The 17,968-nt window shown below is 73.2% G+C and carries 18 protein-coding genes; 12 read left to right on the top strand and 6 right to left on the bottom strand.

Annotated features, from left to right (window positions below; all coding sequences use genetic code 11):
• The first annotated feature begins 65 nt into the window (after positions 1 to 65).
• Both ACFZA0_RS15020 and ACFZA0_RS15015 read left to right on the top strand, forming a co-directional pair.
• Entirely contained in the window at positions 66 to 659 is a 594-nt protein-coding gene (locus ACFZA0_RS15020; RefSeq protein ID WP_391015866.1) for a transglutaminase domain-containing protein, read from the top strand.
• Positions 660 to 669: 10 nt separating this feature from the next.
• The gene (locus ACFZA0_RS15015) at positions 670 to 1,377 is read left to right on the top strand and encodes a phenylalanine--tRNA ligase beta subunit-related protein (protein WP_391015864.1); all 708 of its coding nucleotides are present in this window, start codon (positions 670 to 672) and stop codon (positions 1,375 to 1,377) included.
• A gap of 97 nt (positions 1,378 to 1,474) precedes the next feature.
• Here ACFZA0_RS15015 and ACFZA0_RS15010 read toward each other — a convergent pair whose 3' ends face one another.
• Positions 1,475 to 2,203 (bottom strand): 1-acyl-sn-glycerol-3-phosphate acyltransferase, encoded by a 729-nt coding sequence (locus ACFZA0_RS15010; protein WP_391015861.1) that lies wholly within the window; start codon positions 2,201 to 2,203, stop codon positions 1,475 to 1,477.
• 186 nt (positions 2,204 to 2,389) lie between these two features.
• Positions 2,390 to 2,806: a DUF4395 family protein gene (locus ACFZA0_RS15005; RefSeq protein ID WP_391015858.1), complete on the bottom strand. Its 417-nt coding sequence runs from the start codon at positions 2,804 to 2,806 to the stop codon at positions 2,390 to 2,392.
• A 75-nt stretch (positions 2,807 to 2,881) separates the two neighbouring features.
• Between ACFZA0_RS15005 and ACFZA0_RS15000 the strand changes: the two genes are divergently transcribed.
• The 5 genes from ACFZA0_RS15000 (at position 2,882) to ACFZA0_RS14980 (ending at position 7,692) form a co-directional block, all read left to right on the top strand.
• Positions 2,882 to 3,295, top strand: coding sequence for a thioredoxin domain-containing protein (locus ACFZA0_RS15000; protein WP_391015855.1), 414 nt, complete (start codon positions 2,882 to 2,884; stop codon positions 3,293 to 3,295).
• Positions 3,296 to 3,500: 205 nt separating this feature from the next.
• Positions 3,501 to 4,019, top strand: a complete 519-nt coding sequence (locus ACFZA0_RS14995; RefSeq protein ID WP_391015852.1) for a flavin reductase — start codon at positions 3,501 to 3,503, stop codon at positions 4,017 to 4,019.
• Between the two features lie 256 nt (positions 4,020 to 4,275).
• Complete coding sequence (locus ACFZA0_RS14990; RefSeq protein ID WP_391015850.1) at positions 4,276 to 5,061, top strand: electron transfer flavoprotein subunit beta/FixA family protein; 786 nt, start codon at positions 4,276 to 4,278, stop codon at positions 5,059 to 5,061.
• Between the two features lie 93 nt (positions 5,062 to 5,154).
• A complete protein-coding gene (locus ACFZA0_RS14985; protein ID WP_391015847.1) occupies positions 5,155 to 6,117 on the top strand; it encodes an FAD-binding protein in 963 nt (320 codons plus the stop codon).
• Between the two features lie 192 nt (positions 6,118 to 6,309).
• Positions 6,310 to 7,692 carry a DUF6986 family protein gene (locus ACFZA0_RS14980; protein ID WP_391015844.1) on the top strand — a complete coding sequence of 461 codons (1,383 nt, stop codon included), beginning with the start codon at positions 6,310 to 6,312 and terminating at the stop codon, positions 7,690 to 7,692.
• A gap of 46 nt (positions 7,693 to 7,738) precedes the next feature.
• Here the strand turns inward: ACFZA0_RS14980 and ACFZA0_RS14975 are convergent, their stop codons facing one another.
• Positions 7,739 to 8,545, bottom strand: a complete 807-nt coding sequence (locus tag ACFZA0_RS14975; RefSeq protein WP_391015842.1) for a hypothetical protein — start codon at positions 8,543 to 8,545, stop codon at positions 7,739 to 7,741.
• Positions 8,546 to 8,551: 6 nt separating this feature from the next.
• Positions 8,552 to 9,589: a substrate-binding domain-containing protein gene (locus tag ACFZA0_RS14970; protein WP_391015840.1), complete on the bottom strand. Its 1,038-nt coding sequence runs from the start codon at positions 9,587 to 9,589 to the stop codon at positions 8,552 to 8,554.
• Positions 9,590 to 9,875: 286 nt separating this feature from the next.
• Here ACFZA0_RS14970 and ACFZA0_RS14965 point away from each other — a divergent pair, with 286 nt between their 5' ends.
• The 3 genes from ACFZA0_RS14965 to ACFZA0_RS14955 all read left to right on the top strand — a co-directional run bounded on the left by ACFZA0_RS14965 (position 9,876) and on the right by ACFZA0_RS14955 (position 12,502).
• Positions 9,876 to 10,829 (top strand): ROK family protein, encoded by a 954-nt coding sequence (locus ACFZA0_RS14965; protein ID WP_391015837.1) that lies wholly within the window; start codon positions 9,876 to 9,878, stop codon positions 10,827 to 10,829.
• A gap of 189 nt (positions 10,830 to 11,018) precedes the next feature.
• Positions 11,019 to 11,213 carry a hypothetical protein gene (locus tag ACFZA0_RS14960; RefSeq protein ID WP_391015834.1) on the top strand — a complete coding sequence of 65 codons (195 nt, stop codon included), beginning with the start codon at positions 11,019 to 11,021 and terminating at the stop codon, positions 11,211 to 11,213.
• Between the two features lie 182 nt (positions 11,214 to 11,395).
• Positions 11,396 to 12,502, top strand: coding sequence for an NUDIX domain-containing protein (locus ACFZA0_RS14955; RefSeq protein ID WP_391015832.1), 1,107 nt, complete (start codon positions 11,396 to 11,398; stop codon positions 12,500 to 12,502).
• Between the two features lie 108 nt (positions 12,503 to 12,610).
• On the opposite strand, the gene ACFZA0_RS14950 is transcribed toward ACFZA0_RS14955, so the two are convergent.
• On the bottom strand, positions 12,611 to 13,966 hold the full coding sequence (locus ACFZA0_RS14950) for a M20/M25/M40 family metallo-hydrolase (RefSeq protein ID WP_391015830.1): 1,356 nt from the start codon (positions 13,964 to 13,966) through the stop codon (positions 12,611 to 12,613).
• 229 nt (positions 13,967 to 14,195) lie between these two features.
• Between ACFZA0_RS14950 and ACFZA0_RS14945 the strand changes: the two genes are divergently transcribed.
• Positions 14,196 to 15,575, top strand: a complete 1,380-nt coding sequence (locus ACFZA0_RS14945) for a geranylgeranyl reductase family protein (RefSeq protein WP_391015828.1) — start codon at positions 14,196 to 14,198, stop codon at positions 15,573 to 15,575.
• Here the strand turns inward: ACFZA0_RS14945 and ACFZA0_RS14940 are convergent.
• The gene (locus tag ACFZA0_RS14940) at positions 15,565 to 15,981 is read right to left on the bottom strand and encodes a nitroreductase family deazaflavin-dependent oxidoreductase (protein ID WP_391016542.1); all 417 of its coding nucleotides are present in this window, start codon (positions 15,979 to 15,981) and stop codon (positions 15,565 to 15,567) included. The two genes, ACFZA0_RS14945 and ACFZA0_RS14940, sit on opposite strands and share 11 nt — an antisense overlap.
• 477 nt (positions 15,982 to 16,458) lie before the next feature.
• On the opposite strand from ACFZA0_RS14940, the gene ACFZA0_RS14935 reads away from it, so the two are divergent.
• Positions 16,459 to 17,187, top strand: coding sequence for a WHG domain-containing protein (locus ACFZA0_RS14935; RefSeq protein ID WP_391015825.1), 729 nt, complete (start codon positions 16,459 to 16,461; stop codon positions 17,185 to 17,187).
• Positions 17,188 to 17,968 lie beyond the last annotated feature (781 nt).

The raw sequence follows: 17,968 nt of genomic DNA, 5'->3' as shown, positions 1-17,968 counted from the left end.
ATGAGTATGCGACCACCCGTAAATGTATTGACGTGCGGGTGGTCGCATTTCTATGCTCTGCCTGCATGCAGCTGATCCAGAACACCCCTGACCTCTCCGCCTACTTGGCGGCCTCCGGGGTCATCGACCACCGGCATCCGGTGGTGCGCGAGATCGCCGCCCGGCTCGCGGGCGACGCGACCGACTCGTATGACTATGCACGGGCGGCCTACGAGTACGTCCGTGACGCGGTCCCGCACTCCCGGGACAGCGGTGATCCCCGCGTCACCTGGCGCGCCTCCGACGTGCTGGAGCTGGGCACCGGCATCTGTCACGCCAAGGCGCACGCCCTGGCCGCCCTGCTGCGGGCGGAGGACATCCCTACGGCCCTCTGCTACCAGCGCCTCGCCGACGACGACGGCGGCGGGCACCTCGTGCACGGGCTGGTGGCCGTGCGCTTCCGGGGCGGCTGGCACCGGCAGGATCCGCGCGGCAACAAGCCCGGCGTGCACGCGAGCTTCTCGCTCGACGGGGAGCGGCTGGCCTGGACCCCGCGACCGGAGTCCAATGAGTTGGACTATCGGGTCCTGTACGCTGAACCACACCCGGCCGTGCTGGCGGCACTGCGCGCGGCATCCGACCGGGACCACCTGTGGCAGTCGCTCCCCACCGCACTTTGAGGCCAGCACGATGAATCCTCCGCTCACGCTCACCGTGTCCGACGACGTACGCGCCCTGGCGCCGGGCTTCACCCACGTCGCGATCGAGGCCCACGGTCTCACCAACGGGCCCAGCACCGAGGCGAGTTCGGCCCTCCTGGACGACGCCGCGCGGCGCCTCGCCGGGCGCCTGGCCGGACGCGCCCCGCACGAGGACCCGCACATGGCGGCCTGGCGGGAGGTGTACACGGCGTTCGGCTCCAAGCCCTCCCGCACCCGCAACTCCGCGGAGGCGCTGGCCAAGAGGGCGCTGTCGGACGCCGGCCTGCCCCGGATCAACCTGCTCGTCGACCTCTACAACGCGATCAGCGTGGCCCACCTGATCCCCGTCGGCGGCGAGGACCTCGACCACGTGCGCGGCTCGATGACACTGGTGCGAGCCACCGGCGACGAGGACTTCGTCACCGTCGCGGGCGGCGAGCGGATCGTCGAACACCCCGACGCGGGCGAGGTCGTGTGGCGCGACGAGGAGGGCGTCACCTGCCGCCGCTGGAACTGGCGGCAGGGCCCGCGCACCCGCCTCACCGAGGACACCGTCTCCGGCATCTTCCTGCTGGAGAGCCTCGCCCCGATGCCGGTCGCCGACGTCGAGGCGGCCGGGGCCGAACTGGCCGAACTGCTGGAGAAGTTCAGCCCGGGAGCGAGCATCGCGGTGGCACCCGCCGACCCGGCGTCCTGACCGCACGGGCACCGGCCCCGCCCCAACTCCCGCACCCGGCACGGCGGACGGACAACTCCGTTCGCCGCGCCGGGACGTGAGGGGCGCGCGGCCCGGCTCAGCCCGCCTCGGCCGCCTGCACCTGCTCGGGCGTCGGTGCCGTGCCGCCGAGGTGGGCCGGCACCCACCAGGTGTCGTCGTTGCCCTTCGGCCGTACCGGGTACGAGCGTTGGGCCGCTTCGAGCAGCTCCTGCACGCGCTCGCGCAACCGCTGCGTCAGGGCGCCGATGTGCGCGTCGCGGGCCGCCTCCATGGCCTCGCCGACCCGGATGGTGATCGGCGTGTGGCTGCGCCCGAAGTTGCGCGGACGGCCCTTGGTCCACAGCCGCTGGGTGCCCCACACCGCCATCGGGATCAGCGGCACACCGGCCTCCTGGGCCAGGCGTGCCGCACCCGACTTGAAGGTCTTCAGCGTGAACGACGGCGAGATGGTGGCCTCCGGGAACACCCCCACGATCTCGCCCGACCGCAGGGAGTCGAGGGCACGGGCGTAGGCCGCCTCACCCTGCTTGCGGTCCACCGGGATGTGCTTCATGCCGCGCATCAGCGGGCCCGAGATCCGGTGCCGGAACACCGACTCCTTCGCCATGAAGCGCACCAGTCGCTTCTGCGGGTGCGCCGCGAGGCCGTCGAAGATGAAGTCGAGATAGCTGATGTGGTTGCTCACCAGAACGGCGCCGCCCGAGCGCGGGATGTTCTCCGACCCCTTGCAGTCGATCTTGAGGTCCCACGCCTTGAACAGCGTGAGGGCGAAACCGATGACGGGGCGGTAGACGAGTTCTGTCATGGGCGGGGCGGGCCCTTCTCTGTGCCTGAGGGAGGGGTCTCCCGGCGGAGGTTACGGGGCCGTAGGTTGCACGGCTTGCCGCAGATCGTGCCCCAAGAACGGACGGGGAGCCACCCCCGGTGCCGGTGAACAGCGAGATCCTTGTCACTCCCGCCCCAAGTCCCCTCTCCCGCACCTTCCGTACCGCTACGCCCGTCCGGCCGTGACCCTGCGGACCAGCAGATACGTCTCGCAGCCGAGGCAGTAGTCGAACGCCGCGTTCAGGAACGCGGCCGCCAGCGCGGCGCCGGTCGCCGCGAGTCCCAGCCAGTGCGGCCCCGCGGTGAGCCCGACGAGTCCGACGACGGCGAACGCCAGGCCCACCGCCTGCGCGAACCGCGGCGGTTCGGGCGCCTCGAACCGCGTCGGCGGACCGAGCCGGGGCCGAACCACCGTCCGGAACAGCAGCCCGTACGGGGAACGGGCCACTCCGCCTGCCGCGCCCAGGGCGAAGGCCAGCGTCTGCCACGCCAGCAGCCAGGCGCTGCCGGTCAGCAGCACCACCGCCAGCACGACGGTCGTCACCGCGGCCCCGAAGCGGGGTCCGCGCACATCGATGTCCATGCATCAAGCATCGCTGGCCGGGGCAGGTGCGCGCCGCCGGGAATCTTTGCAGTCTCGTGAACGCTGACGTCGTGGATGAGCGGACTTGTGGTGTGCGTCGCGGTGCTCGTACTGGCGAGCGCCTTCGGAGTGCTGCATCGGCGGCGGAGCGGGAGAGTGCGCGTGAGCGGGCGGGACGAGGGCAACCGGCTCGGCGCGGCCGAACTCGGCGGTGAACTGGGCGCGCGCGCGACGCTCGTGCAGTTCTCCAGCGCGTTCTGCGCCCCCTGCCGCGCCACGCGGCGGGTGCTCGGCGAGGTGGCGGACATGGTCCCCGGCGTCACCCACGTCGAGATCGACGCCGAGTCCAGGCTCGACCTCGTACGCGAACTCGGCATCCTCAAGACGCCCACCGTGCTCGTCCTCGACACGGACGGACGGATCGTGCGGCGCGCCGCGGGGCTGCCGCGCAAGGCCGACGTGATCGCCGCACTGGGCGAGGCGGTGTGAGGTGCCCGGCCCGCGGGGGCCGTCCGCCGGGCGCCGGGCGGCACTTGACTGTACGCGCCAGCTATCGTCAGTCTGACCGTATGCCCACAGAACTCCTTCTCTTCGCGCGGGTCCACGTCGACCTGGCCCGCACGGCGAGCGCGTGTTGTCCGGCCCGTTGAGCAGTCACCGGCCCGCACCCCACCTCACGCGGAAGGACCCGTCCATGACGGCCACCCCCGGCCTCGACACCTCCCGGAGTTCCGGCCCCGCCGGCCCGGACCTGCTGCGCACCGTCTTCCGGAACCACGCCGCGGGCGTCGCCGTGATCACCGCCGCCGGCGGCACGGGCCCCGTCGGCTTCACCGCGACCTCCCTCGCCTCGGTCTCCGCCGACCCGCCGATGCTCTCCTTCGGCGTCGGCACCGGCGCCTCCAGCTGGCCCGCGATATCCACGGCCGAGCACGTCGGCGTCCACATACTCGGCGAGCACCAGCGGGAACTCGCGGCCACCTTCGCCCGCAGCGGGGCCGACCGGTTCGGTGCGCCCACCGTCTGGCGGCACGGCCCCGAGGGCGTGCCCGTCCTCGACGGCGTCCTGGCGTGGCTGGTCTGCCGGGTCGCGCACCGGGTCCCCGCCGGGAACCACCGCATCGTCCTCGCCGAGGTCGTCTGCGGCGCCCCCGCCGGCGAGGGGCGTCCGCTGCTCTACCACCAGGGCCGGTTCAACGGCCTGCGCGACTGATCCCTCCGCGCGCCGGCAGCCGCCGCGCCCCGGAGCCGCCCGCGATCGCTCTTCTGCGGGACCGTCGAGTTCCGATTACGCTGCGTTGCACAGGTCACAGTTCAAAGCGCTTGCTTAGCGGGAACACACTGGGTGTACTGACGAGTAATATTTCGTTCGGAGCGCGTGCCGCCCCGATCGGGATCGGCCGCTTGAGGCGCCTAAACTGCCTGCACAGCAGACAGCCCAGAAAAGACGATGCAGTAGGAGAGCCGGCGTGAGTCTGAGGATCGTTGTCACCGTGAAGTACGTGCCCGACGCCACCGGCGACCGGCACTTCGCCGATGACCTGACCGTGGACCGGGACGATGTCGACGGTCTGCTCTCCGAGTTGGACGAGTACGCGGTCGAGCAGGCGCTGCAGATCGCGGACGCCGCGGACGACGCGGAGATCACCGTTCTGACGGTGGGTCCGGAGGACGCGAAGGACGCGCTGCGCAAGGCGTTGTCGATGGGCGCGGACAAGGCGATCCACGTCGAGGACGACGACCTGCACGGCACCGACGCGATCGGCACCTCCCTGGTCCTCGCCAAGGCCGTCGAGAAGGCCGGTTACGACCTGGTCATCTCCGGCATGGCGTCCACCGACGGCACGATGGGCGTCGTCCCCGCGCTGCTGGCCGAGCGGCTGGGCGTCCCGCAGGTCACCCTGCTGTCCGAGGTCTCGGTCACCGACGGTGTGGTCAAGGGCCGTCGTGACGGTGACGCCGCGTCGGAGCAGCTGGAGGCGTCGCTGCCGGCCGTGGTGTCGGTCACCGACCAGTCGGGCGAGGCGCGCTACCCCTCCTTCAAGGGCATCATGGCGGCGAAGAAGAAGCCGGTCGAGGCCTGGGACCTGGAGGACCTCGGCCTGGAGGCCGACGAGGTCGGTCTGGGTGGCGCGTGGACCGCGGTGGACTCCGCGACCGAGCGCCCCGCCCGCACGGCGGGCACGATCGTCAAGGACGAGGGCGAGGGCGGCAAGCAGCTCGCCGAGTTCCTCGCGGGCCAGAAGTTCGTCTAGGACTTCCGTGCTCCACGGGCGAGTCGTCGATTCGCCCCGGGCCTCGCGCCCCCATCGCCCCGCCGACTTCGCAATCCGCAGGAGAGCAATCCCATGGCTGAAGTTCTCGTCTATGTCGACCACGTGGACGGTGCCGTCCGCAAGCCCACCCTGGAGCTGCTGACGCTGGCCCGCCGTATCGGCGAGCCCGTCGCGGTCGCCCTGGGCAACGGCGCCGCCGAGACCGCGTCCGTCCTCGCCGAGCACGGCGCGGTCAAGGTCCTCACGCACGACGCCCCGGAGTACGGCGACTACCTCGTCGTGCCGAAGGTCGACGCGCTCCAGGCCGCGCACGAGGCCGTCTCCCCGGCCGCCGTGCTCGTGCCGTCCTCCGCCGAGGCGAAGGAGATCGCGGCCCGCCTGGCGCTGCGGCTGGGTTCGGGCGTCATCACCGACGCCGTCGACCTGGAGGCCGGCGACTCCGGCCCCGTCGCCACGCAGTCGGTGTTCGCCGCGTCCTACACCACCAAGACCCGTGTCTCCAAGGGCACTCCGGTCATCACCGTGAAGCCGAACTCGGCCGCCGTGGAGGCCGCCCCGGCCGCCGGCGCGGTCGAGGCGCTGTCGGTGACCTTCTCCGCGCAGGCCACCGGCACCAAGGTCACCTCGCGCACGCCGCGCGAGTCGACCGGCCGCCCGGAGCTGACGGAGGCGGCGATCGTCGTCTCCGGCGGCCGCGGTGTGAACGGCTCGGAGAACTTCGCGGTCATCGAGGCCCTCGCGGACTCCCTCGGTGCGGCCGTCGGCGCCTCGCGCGCCGCGGTGGACGCGGGCTGGTACCCGCACTCCAACCAGGTCGGCCAGACCGGCAAGTCGGTGTCCCCGCAGCTGTACATCGCGAACGGCATCTCGGGCGCGATCCAGCACCGTGCCGGCATGCAGACGTCGAAGACGATCGTCGCGGTCAACAAGGACCCCGAGGCCCCGATCTTCGAGCTCGCCGACTACGGCGTCGTGGGCGACCTCTTCGAGGTCGTCCCGCAGCTCACCGACGAGATCAAGACCCGCAAGGGCTGATCCGTCCCGCAGCCGCCCGAGGCCCCCGCGACCCGTACCGGTCGCGGGGGCCTCGCGCCGTCGCGGCCCGCGTCCTGCGCCGCCCGCCGCGACGGGCCGTGCCGCGGACGGGTGTTGACCCGCGGGAAGCGGCCCGGATAACTTCGTTCTACGGATTGTTGATTCCGCACAGCGGAAACGGGAGGACGTGGCATGGGCCAGGGCCGGCAGCAGCGGGCGACCGCGGAGCAGCTCACGACGGAACGCGACGCCACCGGACGGGCCGCGGCGGAGCCGGTCGCACCGGAGCGGGTGACGACGAGCCTGGCGAGCGCCGTCGGCGAGGAGATCGGCGCGCTGCTCGCACCGGTCGACGCCGACCTGCGCCGCCGCTACCCCGGCGACCCCGGCACCCGGCAGCCCGTCCACACCGTCTACGTGCCCGCCGACGCCCTCACCGCCGGGACGGCCCGCTCCTGGGGCGACGCCGCCCTCGCGCTGCTCGACGAACACGCCCCGGACGCCGCCTCGTTCGGCTCCGTCCTCGGCCTCGCCGACGAACTCGCCGGGCCCGTGTACGAGCGCGTGCGCGCCAAGCTCGAACGCGAGCCCGTCGAGGACCTGCGCGTCGACTTCGAGGACGGCTACGGCGCCCGCCCCGGCGACGAGGAGGACCGCGACGCCGCCCGCGCGGCCCGGTTGATCGCCGACGCCCACCGCGACGGCACGGCCCCGCCGTACACCGGCATCCGCATGAAGTGCATGGAGGCACCGGTGCGCGACCGGGGCATCCGCACCCTCGACGTCTTCCTCAGCGGCCTGCTCGACGCCGCGGGCCTTCCCGACGGACTCGTCCTGACCCTGCCCAAGGTGACCTACGCGGAGCAGGTCACCGCCATGGTGCGCCTCCTCGAACAGTTCGAGAAGGCGCGCGGTCTCGCACCGGGCCGCCTCGGCTTCGAGATCCAGATCGAGACCAGCCAGGCCGTCCTCGCCGCCGACGGCACGGCCACCGTCGCCCGCATGATTCAGGCGGCCGAGGGCCGCGCCACCGGCCTGCACTACGGCACCTTCGACTACAGCGCCTGCCTCGGCGTCTCCGCCGCCCACCAGGCGAGCGACCACCCGGCGGCCGACCACGCCAAGGCCGTCATGCAGGTGGCCGCCGCCGGCACCGGGGTCCGGGTCTGTGACGGCTCCACCAACGTCCTGCCCGTCGGCCCCACCGCCAAGGTCCACGACGCCTGGCGACTGCACTACGGCCTCACCCGCCGCGCCCTGGCCCGCGCCTACTACCAGGGCTGGGACATGCACCCCGGCCACCTGCCGACCCGGTACGCGGCCGTCTTCGCCTTCTACCGCGAGGGGTTCGAGGCCGCCGCCGCCCGCCTCACCCGCTACGTCCACCGCACGGCCGGCGACGTGATGGACGAGCCCGCCACCGCCAAGGCCCTGAGCGGCTACCTGCTGCGGGGGCTGGACTGCGGCGCCCTGGACATGGGCGAGGTGGCCCGGCTGACCGGCCTGACCCGCGCGGACCTGGAGGGCTTCGCGGTGCCCCGGCGCGCGGACCTCACGGCGGCGCCCGGCCACTGATCCACCTCCGGACCGGACCACTGCCTCCGGTCCGGAGGGACTGCGTTCAGTCGGTCAGCTCGGTCGACTCCCGCCGGCCGGCGGGGGCGCGCACGCCCTCGCCGGCCGGGAAGGGCCGCACGTACCGCTCCAGACCCGACCGCGTCACCATCCCCTCCGCCAGGAACAGCCGCGTGCCCCGGGCGCACAACTCCGCATCGGCGCGCGCCCGTTCGGCGAACTCCTCGGGCGTGGAACCGAACAGGGCACGCAACGCCGGTACGGTGCGCAGCAGTTCCGTGAGCAGGGCCCGTTCCCCGTTGTGGCGCAGGGGAGTTCCGGTGCCGTCGTGCAGGATGCCGTGCCGGTTGACGTACCCGTACGCGCCCGGCGGGGAAGTGCCGTCGGCCGGTTCGATCCGCACGGCCTCGGCGGGCAGCCAGGCGCGGGCGTAGTTGCCGTCGGGCCGGGACGCCCCCTCGCTGGCGTCGACCACGGCGAGCTGCCGCGCGTCCAGCCACAGGACGAACAACTCCCGCTCCGCGTCCGGCGCGTGGAACGGCGAGGCGCTCACGTAGCCCATCCGGCTCACGTGCGCGGACACGCCGACACCGAGTCCCGTCACCCGGGCACGGACCATCGGCAGGGCCGACGTGACGCCGAACTCGGCCATCTTGTGCCGGAGCTGGGCCGGGCTCGCGTTCGAGCCCACGGCGAGCACCGGTGTGCGGCCGGGGAACTCCCGTTGGTCCAGGGGCAGCAGCCGGTCCCCGTCCAGGAGGGACGAGGCGGCCGGCCACACTCCGGGATAGCTCAGCGGGTGGTCGCGCGGCGCCCCGGCCAGACCGAGCGCCTCAAGTGTGCGGTCGTCCACGGGCGTTCAGTCCGCGGGAGGCAGTTCGCCCGAACCGCGGGCGATCAGCCGGGTCGGGAGTTCGACGCGCTCCGGCGTGACGAGGGTGCCGTCGAGCTGCCCGAACAGCCGCTCGGCGGCGGTCCGGCCCAGTGCCGTCGCGTCCTGCGCCACCACCGACAGGCCAGGCCGCAGCAGATCGGCCAGTTCGAGGTCGTCGAACCCCACCAGGGCCACCGGGCGCGGCTGTTCGGCCAGCACCCGGACCACGGTGACGGTCACCCGGTTGTTGCCCGCGAAGATCGCCGTGACCGGGTCGTCGCCGGACAGCATGTCCTCGGCGGCGCGGCGCACCCGCTCCGGTTCGGTGCCGCCCAGCGACACCCACGACCGGCCGACCGGTATCCCCGCGTCCTCCATCGCCGCCCGGTAGCCGCGCAGCCGCTCGGCCGCCGTGTGGATGCGCGGCATGTCACCGATGAAACCGATCCGGCGGTGACCGTGGGCGATCAGGTGCGCCACGCCGTCGCGGGTGCCGCCGTAGCTGTCCGACAGCACCGCGTCCGCGGCGATCCGCCCGGCGGGACGGTCCACGAACACGGTGGCCACCCCCGCCTTCAGCTCGGGCTCCAGATAGCGGTGGTCCTCACCGGCGGGGATGACGACCAGGCCGTCCACCCTGCGCGCGCACAGCGCGAGCACCAGCTCCTGCTCGCGCTCCGGGTCCTCGGCGCTCGACCCGTTGATCAGCAGTGCGCCGTGGCTGCGGGCCACCTCCTCCACGGCCCGGCTCAGCGGTCCGTAGAACGGGTCGGCCAGGTCCTCCAGGACGAGCCCGATGCTCGCGGTGCGTCCCTTGCGCAGCACGCGCGCGCTGTCGTTGCGGCGGAAGCCGAGGGCGCCGATGGCCTCCCGGACCCGTCTCTCGGTCTCGGGGGTGACTCCGGGCTCGCCGTTGACCACGCGCGACACGGTCTTCAGGCCGACGCCCGCGCGCGCCGCCACGTCCTTCATCGTCGGACGGTTTCCGTAGCGGTTCTCGGGCCGGCGTGCGGTCTCGGGCACGGTGCGCTGTCCTGTCCTGTCGTCCACGTGGTGCTTCGGTCGGGTGGAGCGGTGGTGGGGCGGGGGCCTGGCCGGAGCGTGGATGTCCGGGGTGTCGCGGGCGGATGTGCGGCGGGCCGGTGCCGGGCGGGCGGGGGTGTCGGGAGCGTTCGGTTGTGGCGTCGAGCATAGAGCCTGGACAACGTTGTCATGACGGGGGAGACTGTCCGTCGCCCTTACCGGTCCGCGCCCCCACCGCCGGACCGGCCAGCTTCTGTCTCATGTTCGACGGGGAGAACCGACACTCATGCACACCGACCTCGTGGCGGCCCTCGACATCGGCGGCACCAAGATCGCCGGGGCCCTGGTCGACGACCAGGGCCGGATCCTGGTCCGGGCCCAGCGTCCGACCCCCGCCCAGGAGGACGGCGACACCGTCATGGGGGCCGTCGCGGCGGTGGTCGCCGACCTGACCGCCTCGCCGCTGTGGGAGCGCGCCACGGCCGTCGGAATCGGCAGCGCCGGCCCGGTGGACGCCTCCACCGGGACCGTCAGCCCGGTCAACGTGCCCGGCTGGCGCGGCTATCCGCTGGTGGACCGGGTGCGCGACGCGACCGGCGGACTGCCCGTCCAGCTCATCGGCGACGGTGTGGCCGTCACGGCGGCCGAGCACTGGCAGGGCGCCGCGCGCGGCCACGACAACGCGCTGTGCATGGTGGTCTCCACGGGCGTCGGCGGCGGCCTGATCCTCAACGGGCGGCTCCACCCCGGACCCACCGGCAACTCGGGTCACATCGGCCACATCAGCGTCGACCTCGACGGCGACCCGTGCCCCTGCGGCGCGCGCGGCTGCGTGGAACGCATCGCCAGCGGCCCCAACATCGCCCGCCGCGCCGTCGAGGGCGGCTGGCGGCCCGGACCCGACGGCGACACGTCGGCCGCCGCGGTGGCGGAGGCGGCCCGCGCGGGCGACCCGGTGGCCGTGGCCTCCTTCGAACGCGCCGCCCAGGCCCTCGCGGCCGGCATCGCCGCCACGGCGACCCTGGTCGAGATCGACATAGCGGTCGTCGGCGGCGGCGTCGGCAAGGCGGGCGACGTGCTCTTCACGCCCCTGCGCAGGGCGCTGCGCGACTACGCCACGCTCTCCTTCGTGCAGGGCCTGACCGTCGCGCCGGCCCAGATGGGCACGGACGCGGGACTGGTCGGAGCGGCGGCCGCGGCGCTCGCGTCCCGCGAGGGGGCGACCGCGGCGGGGGTCTGAGTCCCGCGGCTCGTGGCGGGACGGCTTCCGTGCCGGGTGGGTGCGGCTTCTGGTGGGACGGCTTCCGTGCCGCGCGGGCACGCGGGTGGCTTCCGTGCCGGGCCGGTGCGTGTGCCCCGGGAGCCACGTCTCCGCGTCCGGTCGGGGCCCGGAGCGTGACCTCGGGGGCGGTCCACAGTTGAACCGGCCATGAAGAAGCGCGCCATGCTCGCCATCGCCTCCCTCGCCACCGGCTTCGCCGTCGCGGCCGTCACCCCGTCCCACGCGGCCGACGCCGACGGCCTCAAGGACCTGAACGTGGGGGACACCGTCAGCACCCTCGACCACACCGTCGCCAGCGACAGCCTCGCGATCGACGACAACGCCCTGGGGCAGAACAGCTGACGGTCGCCCGCAAGCGACGGTCCCGCGCATCGCCCCTCTCCGTCATCGCGTCGGCCACGAGGCGCCCGCACCCCGGTCTCCCGGGGCGCGGGCGCCTCACCGTTGCCGCCCTCATCTCGAACTGGTTTCCGTGGCAGGGTGGAACGGGCAAGCCACAGGGGGCCGACAGCAGAGGGGGAAACGTGATCGTCTGGGTCAACGGGGCGTTCGGTGCGGGGAAGAGCACCACCGCGCGAGAACTGGTCGAACTGATCCCGAACTCCACGATCCTCGACCCCGAGGCCGTCGGTGACTCCCTCGCGCACCTCCTCCCCGCCAAGCATCTGGCGGAGGTCGGCGACTACCAGGACCTGCCGATCTGGCGGCGCCTCGTCATCGACACCGCGGCGGCGATGCTCGCCGAACTGGGCGGCACCCTCGTCGTCCCCGGGACGCTGCTGCGCCAGGAGTACCGCGACGAGATCTTCGGCGGCCTCGCGGCCCGCCGCATCGCTGTCCGGCACATCCTGCTCGCCCCGGCGGAAACGATTTTGCGGGAGCGCATAGCGGTCCGGGCGGCCGTGCCGGACGGCCCCGACGCCGCCGACCGGACCGGGCAGTGGTCCTACGACCGCATCGAGCCCTACCGCGCCGCCCTCGCCTCCTGGCTGGCCGCCGACGCGCACGTCGTCGACACCAGCGACCTCACCCCGTACGAGACGGCCGTCAGGATCGCGGCGGCCGTCAGCAGCGACACCGCGCCCGCCTGCGACATCGTGCAGACGCCGGAGCCCACCGCCGAGACCGTCGCCGCGGGCGTCCTGCTCTTCGACGACCAGGACCGCGTCCTACTCGTCGACCCGACCTACAAGGCGGGCTGGGAGTTCCCCGGCGGTGTCGTCGAACCGGGCGAGGCACCCGCCCGCGCCGGTGTGCGCGAGGTCGCCGAGGAGACCGGCGTACACCTCGACGAGGTGCCCCGGCTGCTCGTCGTCGACTGGGAGCGGCCCGCGCCGCCCGGCTACGGCGGACTGCGGCTGCTCTTCGACGGCGGCCCCCTCGACGCCACGCGGGTACGGCAGTTGCTCCTCCCCGGTCCCGAACTCCGCGGCTGGCGCTTCGCGTCGGAGACCGAGGCCGCCGAACTCCTGCCGCCCGTCCGCTACGAGCGGCTCCGCTGGGCACTGCGCGCCCGTGAACGGTCGACGGTGCTCTACCTGGAGGCCGGAGTGCCCGTCGCCGCGGGGGAGCAGCCACCGGGAGAGCAGCCGCAGGGCGGCCCCAAGGCCGGGGCGCCGAACGGGCGTTGACCGGACCGGGCGTCAACTCGGCGACTGCGCGGGCACGTCAGGGCGTACCGCGGGCCGCGACTCCCGGTGCCGTGGAGGTGGCACCGGAGGGCGTGGCCGGCCGGCAGGTCAACTCGCCGCGTAGTTGCGGAGGAAGAGGGCCTCGGCCACCGAGAGCCGCTCCAGCTCGTCAGGCGAGACGCTCTCGTCGACCGCGTGGATACGGGCCTCCGGCTCGCTCAGCCCGATCAGCAGGATCTCCGCCCGGGGGTACAGCGTCGCGAGGGTGTTGCACAGCGGGATCGAGCCGCCCTGGCCCGCGTACTGCATCTCCTGGCCGGGATACGCGACGGCCATCGCCTCGGCCATCGCCCGGTACGCGCCGCTGGTCGTGTCCGCGCGGAACGCCTGGCCGCGGCCCACCTGTTCGGCGCTCACCCGGGCGCCCCACGGCGTGTGCTTCTCCAGATGCGCCTGGAGCAGCTTGTTCGCCTCGTCCGCGTCCACGCCCGGCGGCACCCGCAGGCTCACCAGCGCCCGTGCGCTCGCCTGCACGGACGGAGTCGCGCCCACGACCGGCGGGCAGTCGATGCCCAGGACCGTCACCGCGGGACGCGCCCAGATGCGGTCCGAGACCGTGCCCGAACCGATCAGTTCGACACCGTCCAGCACGTGCGCGTCCTGGCGGAAGTCGGCCTCCCCGTACTGGAGTCCGTCCCAGGCGGCGTCGGCGGGCAGCCCGTCGACCGTCGTGGAGCCGTCCTCCGCGCGCAGCGAGTCCAGGACCCGGATCAGCGCGGCCAGCGCGTCCGGCGCCGCACCGCCGAACTGCCCCGAGTGCAGGTTGCCCTCCAGGGTGTCCACGCGCACGCGCACCATCGACATGCCGCGCAGGATCGTGGTGACGGTGGGCAGCCCCATCCGGAAGTTGCCGGCGTCGCCGATGACGATGCTGTCGGCCGTCAGCAGGTCCGGGTGCTCCTCCGCGTAGGTTTCGAGGCCGCTGGTGCCCTGCTCCTCCGAACCCTCGACGATCACCTTCACGTTGACCGGCACACCGCCGTTGGCCTTCAACGCCCGCAACGCCAGCAGGTGCAGCAGCACCCCGCCCTTGCAGTCGGCGGTGCCGCGCCCGTACCAGCGGCCGTCGCGCTCGGTCAGTTCGAACGGGGGCGTGGTCCACGCGGCCTCGTCCAGCGGGGGCTGCACGTCGTAGTGGGCGTAGAGCAGCACCGTCTTCGCGCCCTCGGGGCCGGGCAGATAGCCGTACACCGACTGGGTGCCGTCCGGCGTGTCGAGCAGCGCCACGTCCTGGAAGCCCTCGGCGCGCAGCGCGTCGGCGATCCAGCCCGCCGCGAGTTCGCTCTCGACCTTCGGGAACTGCTCGAAGTCCGCCACCGACTTGAAGGACACCAGCTCGGAGAGCTCGGTCCTCGCCCTCGGCATGAGGGAGGCGACGGTCTCCGCGACCGGATGCGACGACATGGGTACGCTCCTTGCGTCTGCTGTTGTACTGGGTTGTGCTTGCTGGTACTTCGTGCACCTCTTGTGCTTCCGGGCACTTCTGTGTACGGATGATCATGCGGGTGCGGTCGCGTATCGGTGTGCGGTACGCGTATACAGCCGATCCTCCCACAGCGGCCTGCGGCGATGCCCGCCGTAGGATGCGGGGGTCAGGTGCGGCAGGCGGTTTGATCGGGAGCAGTAGACCATCGTGAGCAGCGAGAACTCTTCGGCGGACGACGTACAGCGGGTGTGGGACGTCGTCGTGGTGGGTGCGGGACCGGCGGGGGCCTCCGCCGCCTACGCGGCGGCGGTCGCCGGGCGGCGCGTGCTGTTGCTGGAGAAGGCGGAACTGCCCCGCTACAAGACGTGCGGCGGCGGCATCATCGGTCCTTCCCGCGACTCCCTCCCGCCCGGGTTCGAACTGCCCCTGCGGGACCGGGTGCACGCCGTCACCTTCACCAACAACGGCCGCTTCACGCGGACCCGGCGTTCCAAGCAGATGCTGTTCGGGCTGATCAACCGGCCCGAGTTCGACCAGCAGCTCGTCGAGCACGCGCAGAAGGCCGGCGCCGAACTGCGCACCGGCGCCACCGTCGCCCGTGTCGAACAGCACGGTTCCGCCGTGCCCGACCGGCGCACGGTCGCCGTCGTCCTCCAGGGCGGCGAGACGGTGCTCGCGCGTGCCGTCGTCGGCGCGGACGGCAGCGCCAGCCGCATAGGAGCACATGTCGGCGTGAAGCTCGACCAGGTCGACCTCGGTCTGGAGTCCGAGATCCCGGTCCCCGAGACCGTGGCCGAGGACTGGCGCGGGCGCGTCCTCATCGACTGGGGCCCCATGCCCGGCAGTTACGGCTGGGTGTTCCCCAAGGGCGACACCCTCACCGTCGGCGTGATCTCCGCACGCGGCGAAGGCGCCGCCACCAAGCGGTACTTGGAGGACTTCGTCGCCCGGCTCGGGCTGGCCGGCTTCGAGCCGAGCATCTCCTCCGGGCATCTGACGCGCTGCCGCTCCGCCGACTCGCCCCTGTCCCGCGGCCGGGTGCTGGTGTGCGGCGACGCGGCCGGAATGCTGGAGCCGTGGACCCGTGAGGGCATCTCCTTCGCCCTGCGCTCCGGACGGCTCGCGGGCGAGTGGGCGGTCCGGATCGCCGAGGCGCACGACGCGGTCGACGCCCGTCGGCAGGCCCTCAACTACGCGTTCGCCATCAAGGCCGGCCTCGGCGTCGAGATGAGCGTCGGCCGCACCATGCTGTCCGTCTTCGAGCGCAGGCCGGGCCTGTTCCACGCGGCGCTCACCGGATTCCGCCCGGCCTGGAAGGCGTTCGCCGACATCACGCGCGGCGCGACCACGCTGGGCGAGCTGGTCCGTTCGCACCCCGTCGCGCAGAAGGCGCTGGCGGCGTTCAACCGCCGGGCCGGCCTCGACGCCGACGCTGCCGCCGCCGCCCCGGGCGGGGACCAGGCGGGTGCGAGCGCGGGTGCGGGTGCGGGTGCCGGTGCGGAGAACTCGGCCGAGCACGGTTCACACGCTCCGCACGGTGACGAGGGCGACGGCCGCGACGCCGCCGGCCAGGACGTCAGCCCCTGACCGCGATCCGGAAGACGGGGTGGTCACCCGCCGCCGCGACGATCTCCTCGTCCGTCGACTTCGCGGTGACCCCCTGGAAGTACTGGTTGACCTCCCAGCCCCACTTCTCCAGGTAGGTCCGCAGGACCGGGAGCTTCTCCGCGTCGGGCAGCTCCACCGCGGTGAACTCCCGTACCTTGCGCCCCACCCGCAGCTCACCGCCTCCGGCGGCACGCATGTTGCGCACCCACTGCGAGTGGCCGCGGGCCGAGACCAGGTACTGGGTGCCGTTCAGTGTGTGCGGATTGACGGGCACGCGCTGCATCTTGCCGCTCTTGCGCCCGCGCACCGACATCTCCGCCGTGCCGACGAGGCTGACACCGTGCCGCGCCAGCCACCCGATGACCGCGTTGAGCCGGACCGCCAGGGGGCTGCCCTTGAGGTAGTACGGCCCGGGGGTGGGGGTGGCTGCGGAGGCGGGCGCGGATGCGGACGGGGCGGCGGAGCCTGCCGTGGGGTTGGCGGGGGTGGTGGGGTTGCTGGGGGTGGTGGGGGCGGTGGTGCTGGTCGTGGAGGCGGGCGTGGGCTCGGACGCTGAAGACGGCATGACGTTCCCCTGACGAATGTGAGCGGTGCTCTGTTTTGTGAACAGTGCTCTCTCGATGTCTTCAGTGTGCGCGGATCGGTGCTCTATTGCAAGAGCGGTGCTCTCGTTTTAGATCGCTGATCTCTTTTGTGTGCATCGCTCTCTGAGCTGACGGGTGCTCTCCGGTGCGGGCGGCGCTCTCGCTGGTGAGCGGCGCTCCGCAGTGTGACCGGTGCTCACGGGTGAGAGCGCCGATCCGTTTGCAGAGCAGTGCTCCACTCTGTGTGCACCGCTCTGCATGCGTGGCAGACTGCCTGCATGAGCAACAGCACGCAGGGTGCCCGCGCCAGGGCCAGGAACGAAGTCACCGCGGCCATCAAGGACGAGGCGCGCAGACAACTGGCCAACGACGGTGCCGCGCTGTCGCTGCGCGCGGTGGCGCGTGAGCTGGGCATGGTCTCGTCGGCCCTCTACCGCTATTTCCCCAGCCGCGACGAGCTGCTGACCGCTCTCATCATCGACGCCTACAACTCCCTCGGTGACGCTGCCGACGCCGCGCACGACGCCGTGGCGGAGGCCGCGCCGCTGAGCCGCTGGGCCGCCGTGTGCGAGGCGGTGCGCGGCTGGGCGCTGGGGCACCCGCACGAGTACGCGTTGATCTACGGTTCGCCGGTGCCCGGCTACGTCGCGCCCGACACGACCGTGCCCGCCGCCGCGCGGGTCGGGCTCCTGCTGATCGGTGTCGTCCGCGACGCGCACCAGGGGCTCGGGCTGGCCAAGCCGCCGCTCGCGCCCGAACTGCGCCCCGAGGCCGAGCGGATGGCCGCCGACCTGGCGCCCGACCTGCCGCCCGAGGTGGTGGCGGCGCTGGTGGCCGCGTGGGCACAGCTGTACGGGATGGTGAACTTCGAGCTGTTCGGGCAGTTCAGCCGGGTGGTCGAGGACAGGGGGACGTTCTTCCGGCACGCGGTGGCGCAACTCGCCCACGCGGTCGGTCTGGTCTACCCGCAGAAGGGGCGTGCGCCGCAGCGGGGCAACGCCGGCTGAGCGGGCGGGGAGGGCGGACCGGCGGTGCGGTCACCACGAGACCGCCGGCCCCGCTCGTGGGTCCGCCGTTCCCTGCCCCGCTCCCTCGCGCCCGTGTCCGCGGGGCGGTCGGCCGCCTTGGCGTCGGCCGTCTCCGGGCTGCCTGGCTCTGGGGCCCCTCGCTCTGCGGCACCCGCGGCCACCCGCTCCGCGGCACTCGCATCCGTCCCGCGGGCCCGATGACCTGGTGCGTAGACCGCCGCCCCCGCCCTGCCCCCTCGCCCGGCTGCCTGGGCGTGGGGTCCCTCGCTCCTAGGCAACCGGGCTACCCGTTCCGCAGGCCCGATGACGTGCGCGTAGATCGCCGCTTCCGCCGTCCCGCCCCCTGCTCCTGTGTCCGCCGGGCGGTCGCCCGCCTTCGCGTCGGCCGTCTCCGGGCTGCCTGCCTGCGAGGTCCTCGTGCCGCTGCACTCGGACCACCCGTTCCGCGGCAGTCGCATCCGTCCCGCAGCCTCGCTGACCGGTGCGTAGACCGCCGCTCCCGCGCGCCCGTGTCCGCCGCTCTCGCCCTGCCCCTCGCTCATGCGTCCGCCGGGCGATCGCCCACCTTCGCATCGCCGTCTCCGGGCTTCCTGCCCGCGAAGCCGCCCGCCCCGTGGCACTCGGGCCCGCCCGCACCGGGCACCCAACGCCCCACGGCACCCGGGCGCACCCGCCCCGCAGCACCCGGGCCCGCCGCCCCGCGGAACCCACGCCCCGCTGACCGGCGCGTACTCCGTGGGAAGTACGGTCGGTCGCCCCG

It is taken from the genome of Streptomyces sp. NPDC008150 (assembly GCF_042956945.1).
In the GTDB taxonomy this organism is placed as follows: Bacteria; Actinomycetota; Actinomycetes; order Streptomycetales; family Streptomycetaceae; genus Streptomyces.
This window is presented reverse-complemented; position numbering and strand designations above follow the sequence as displayed.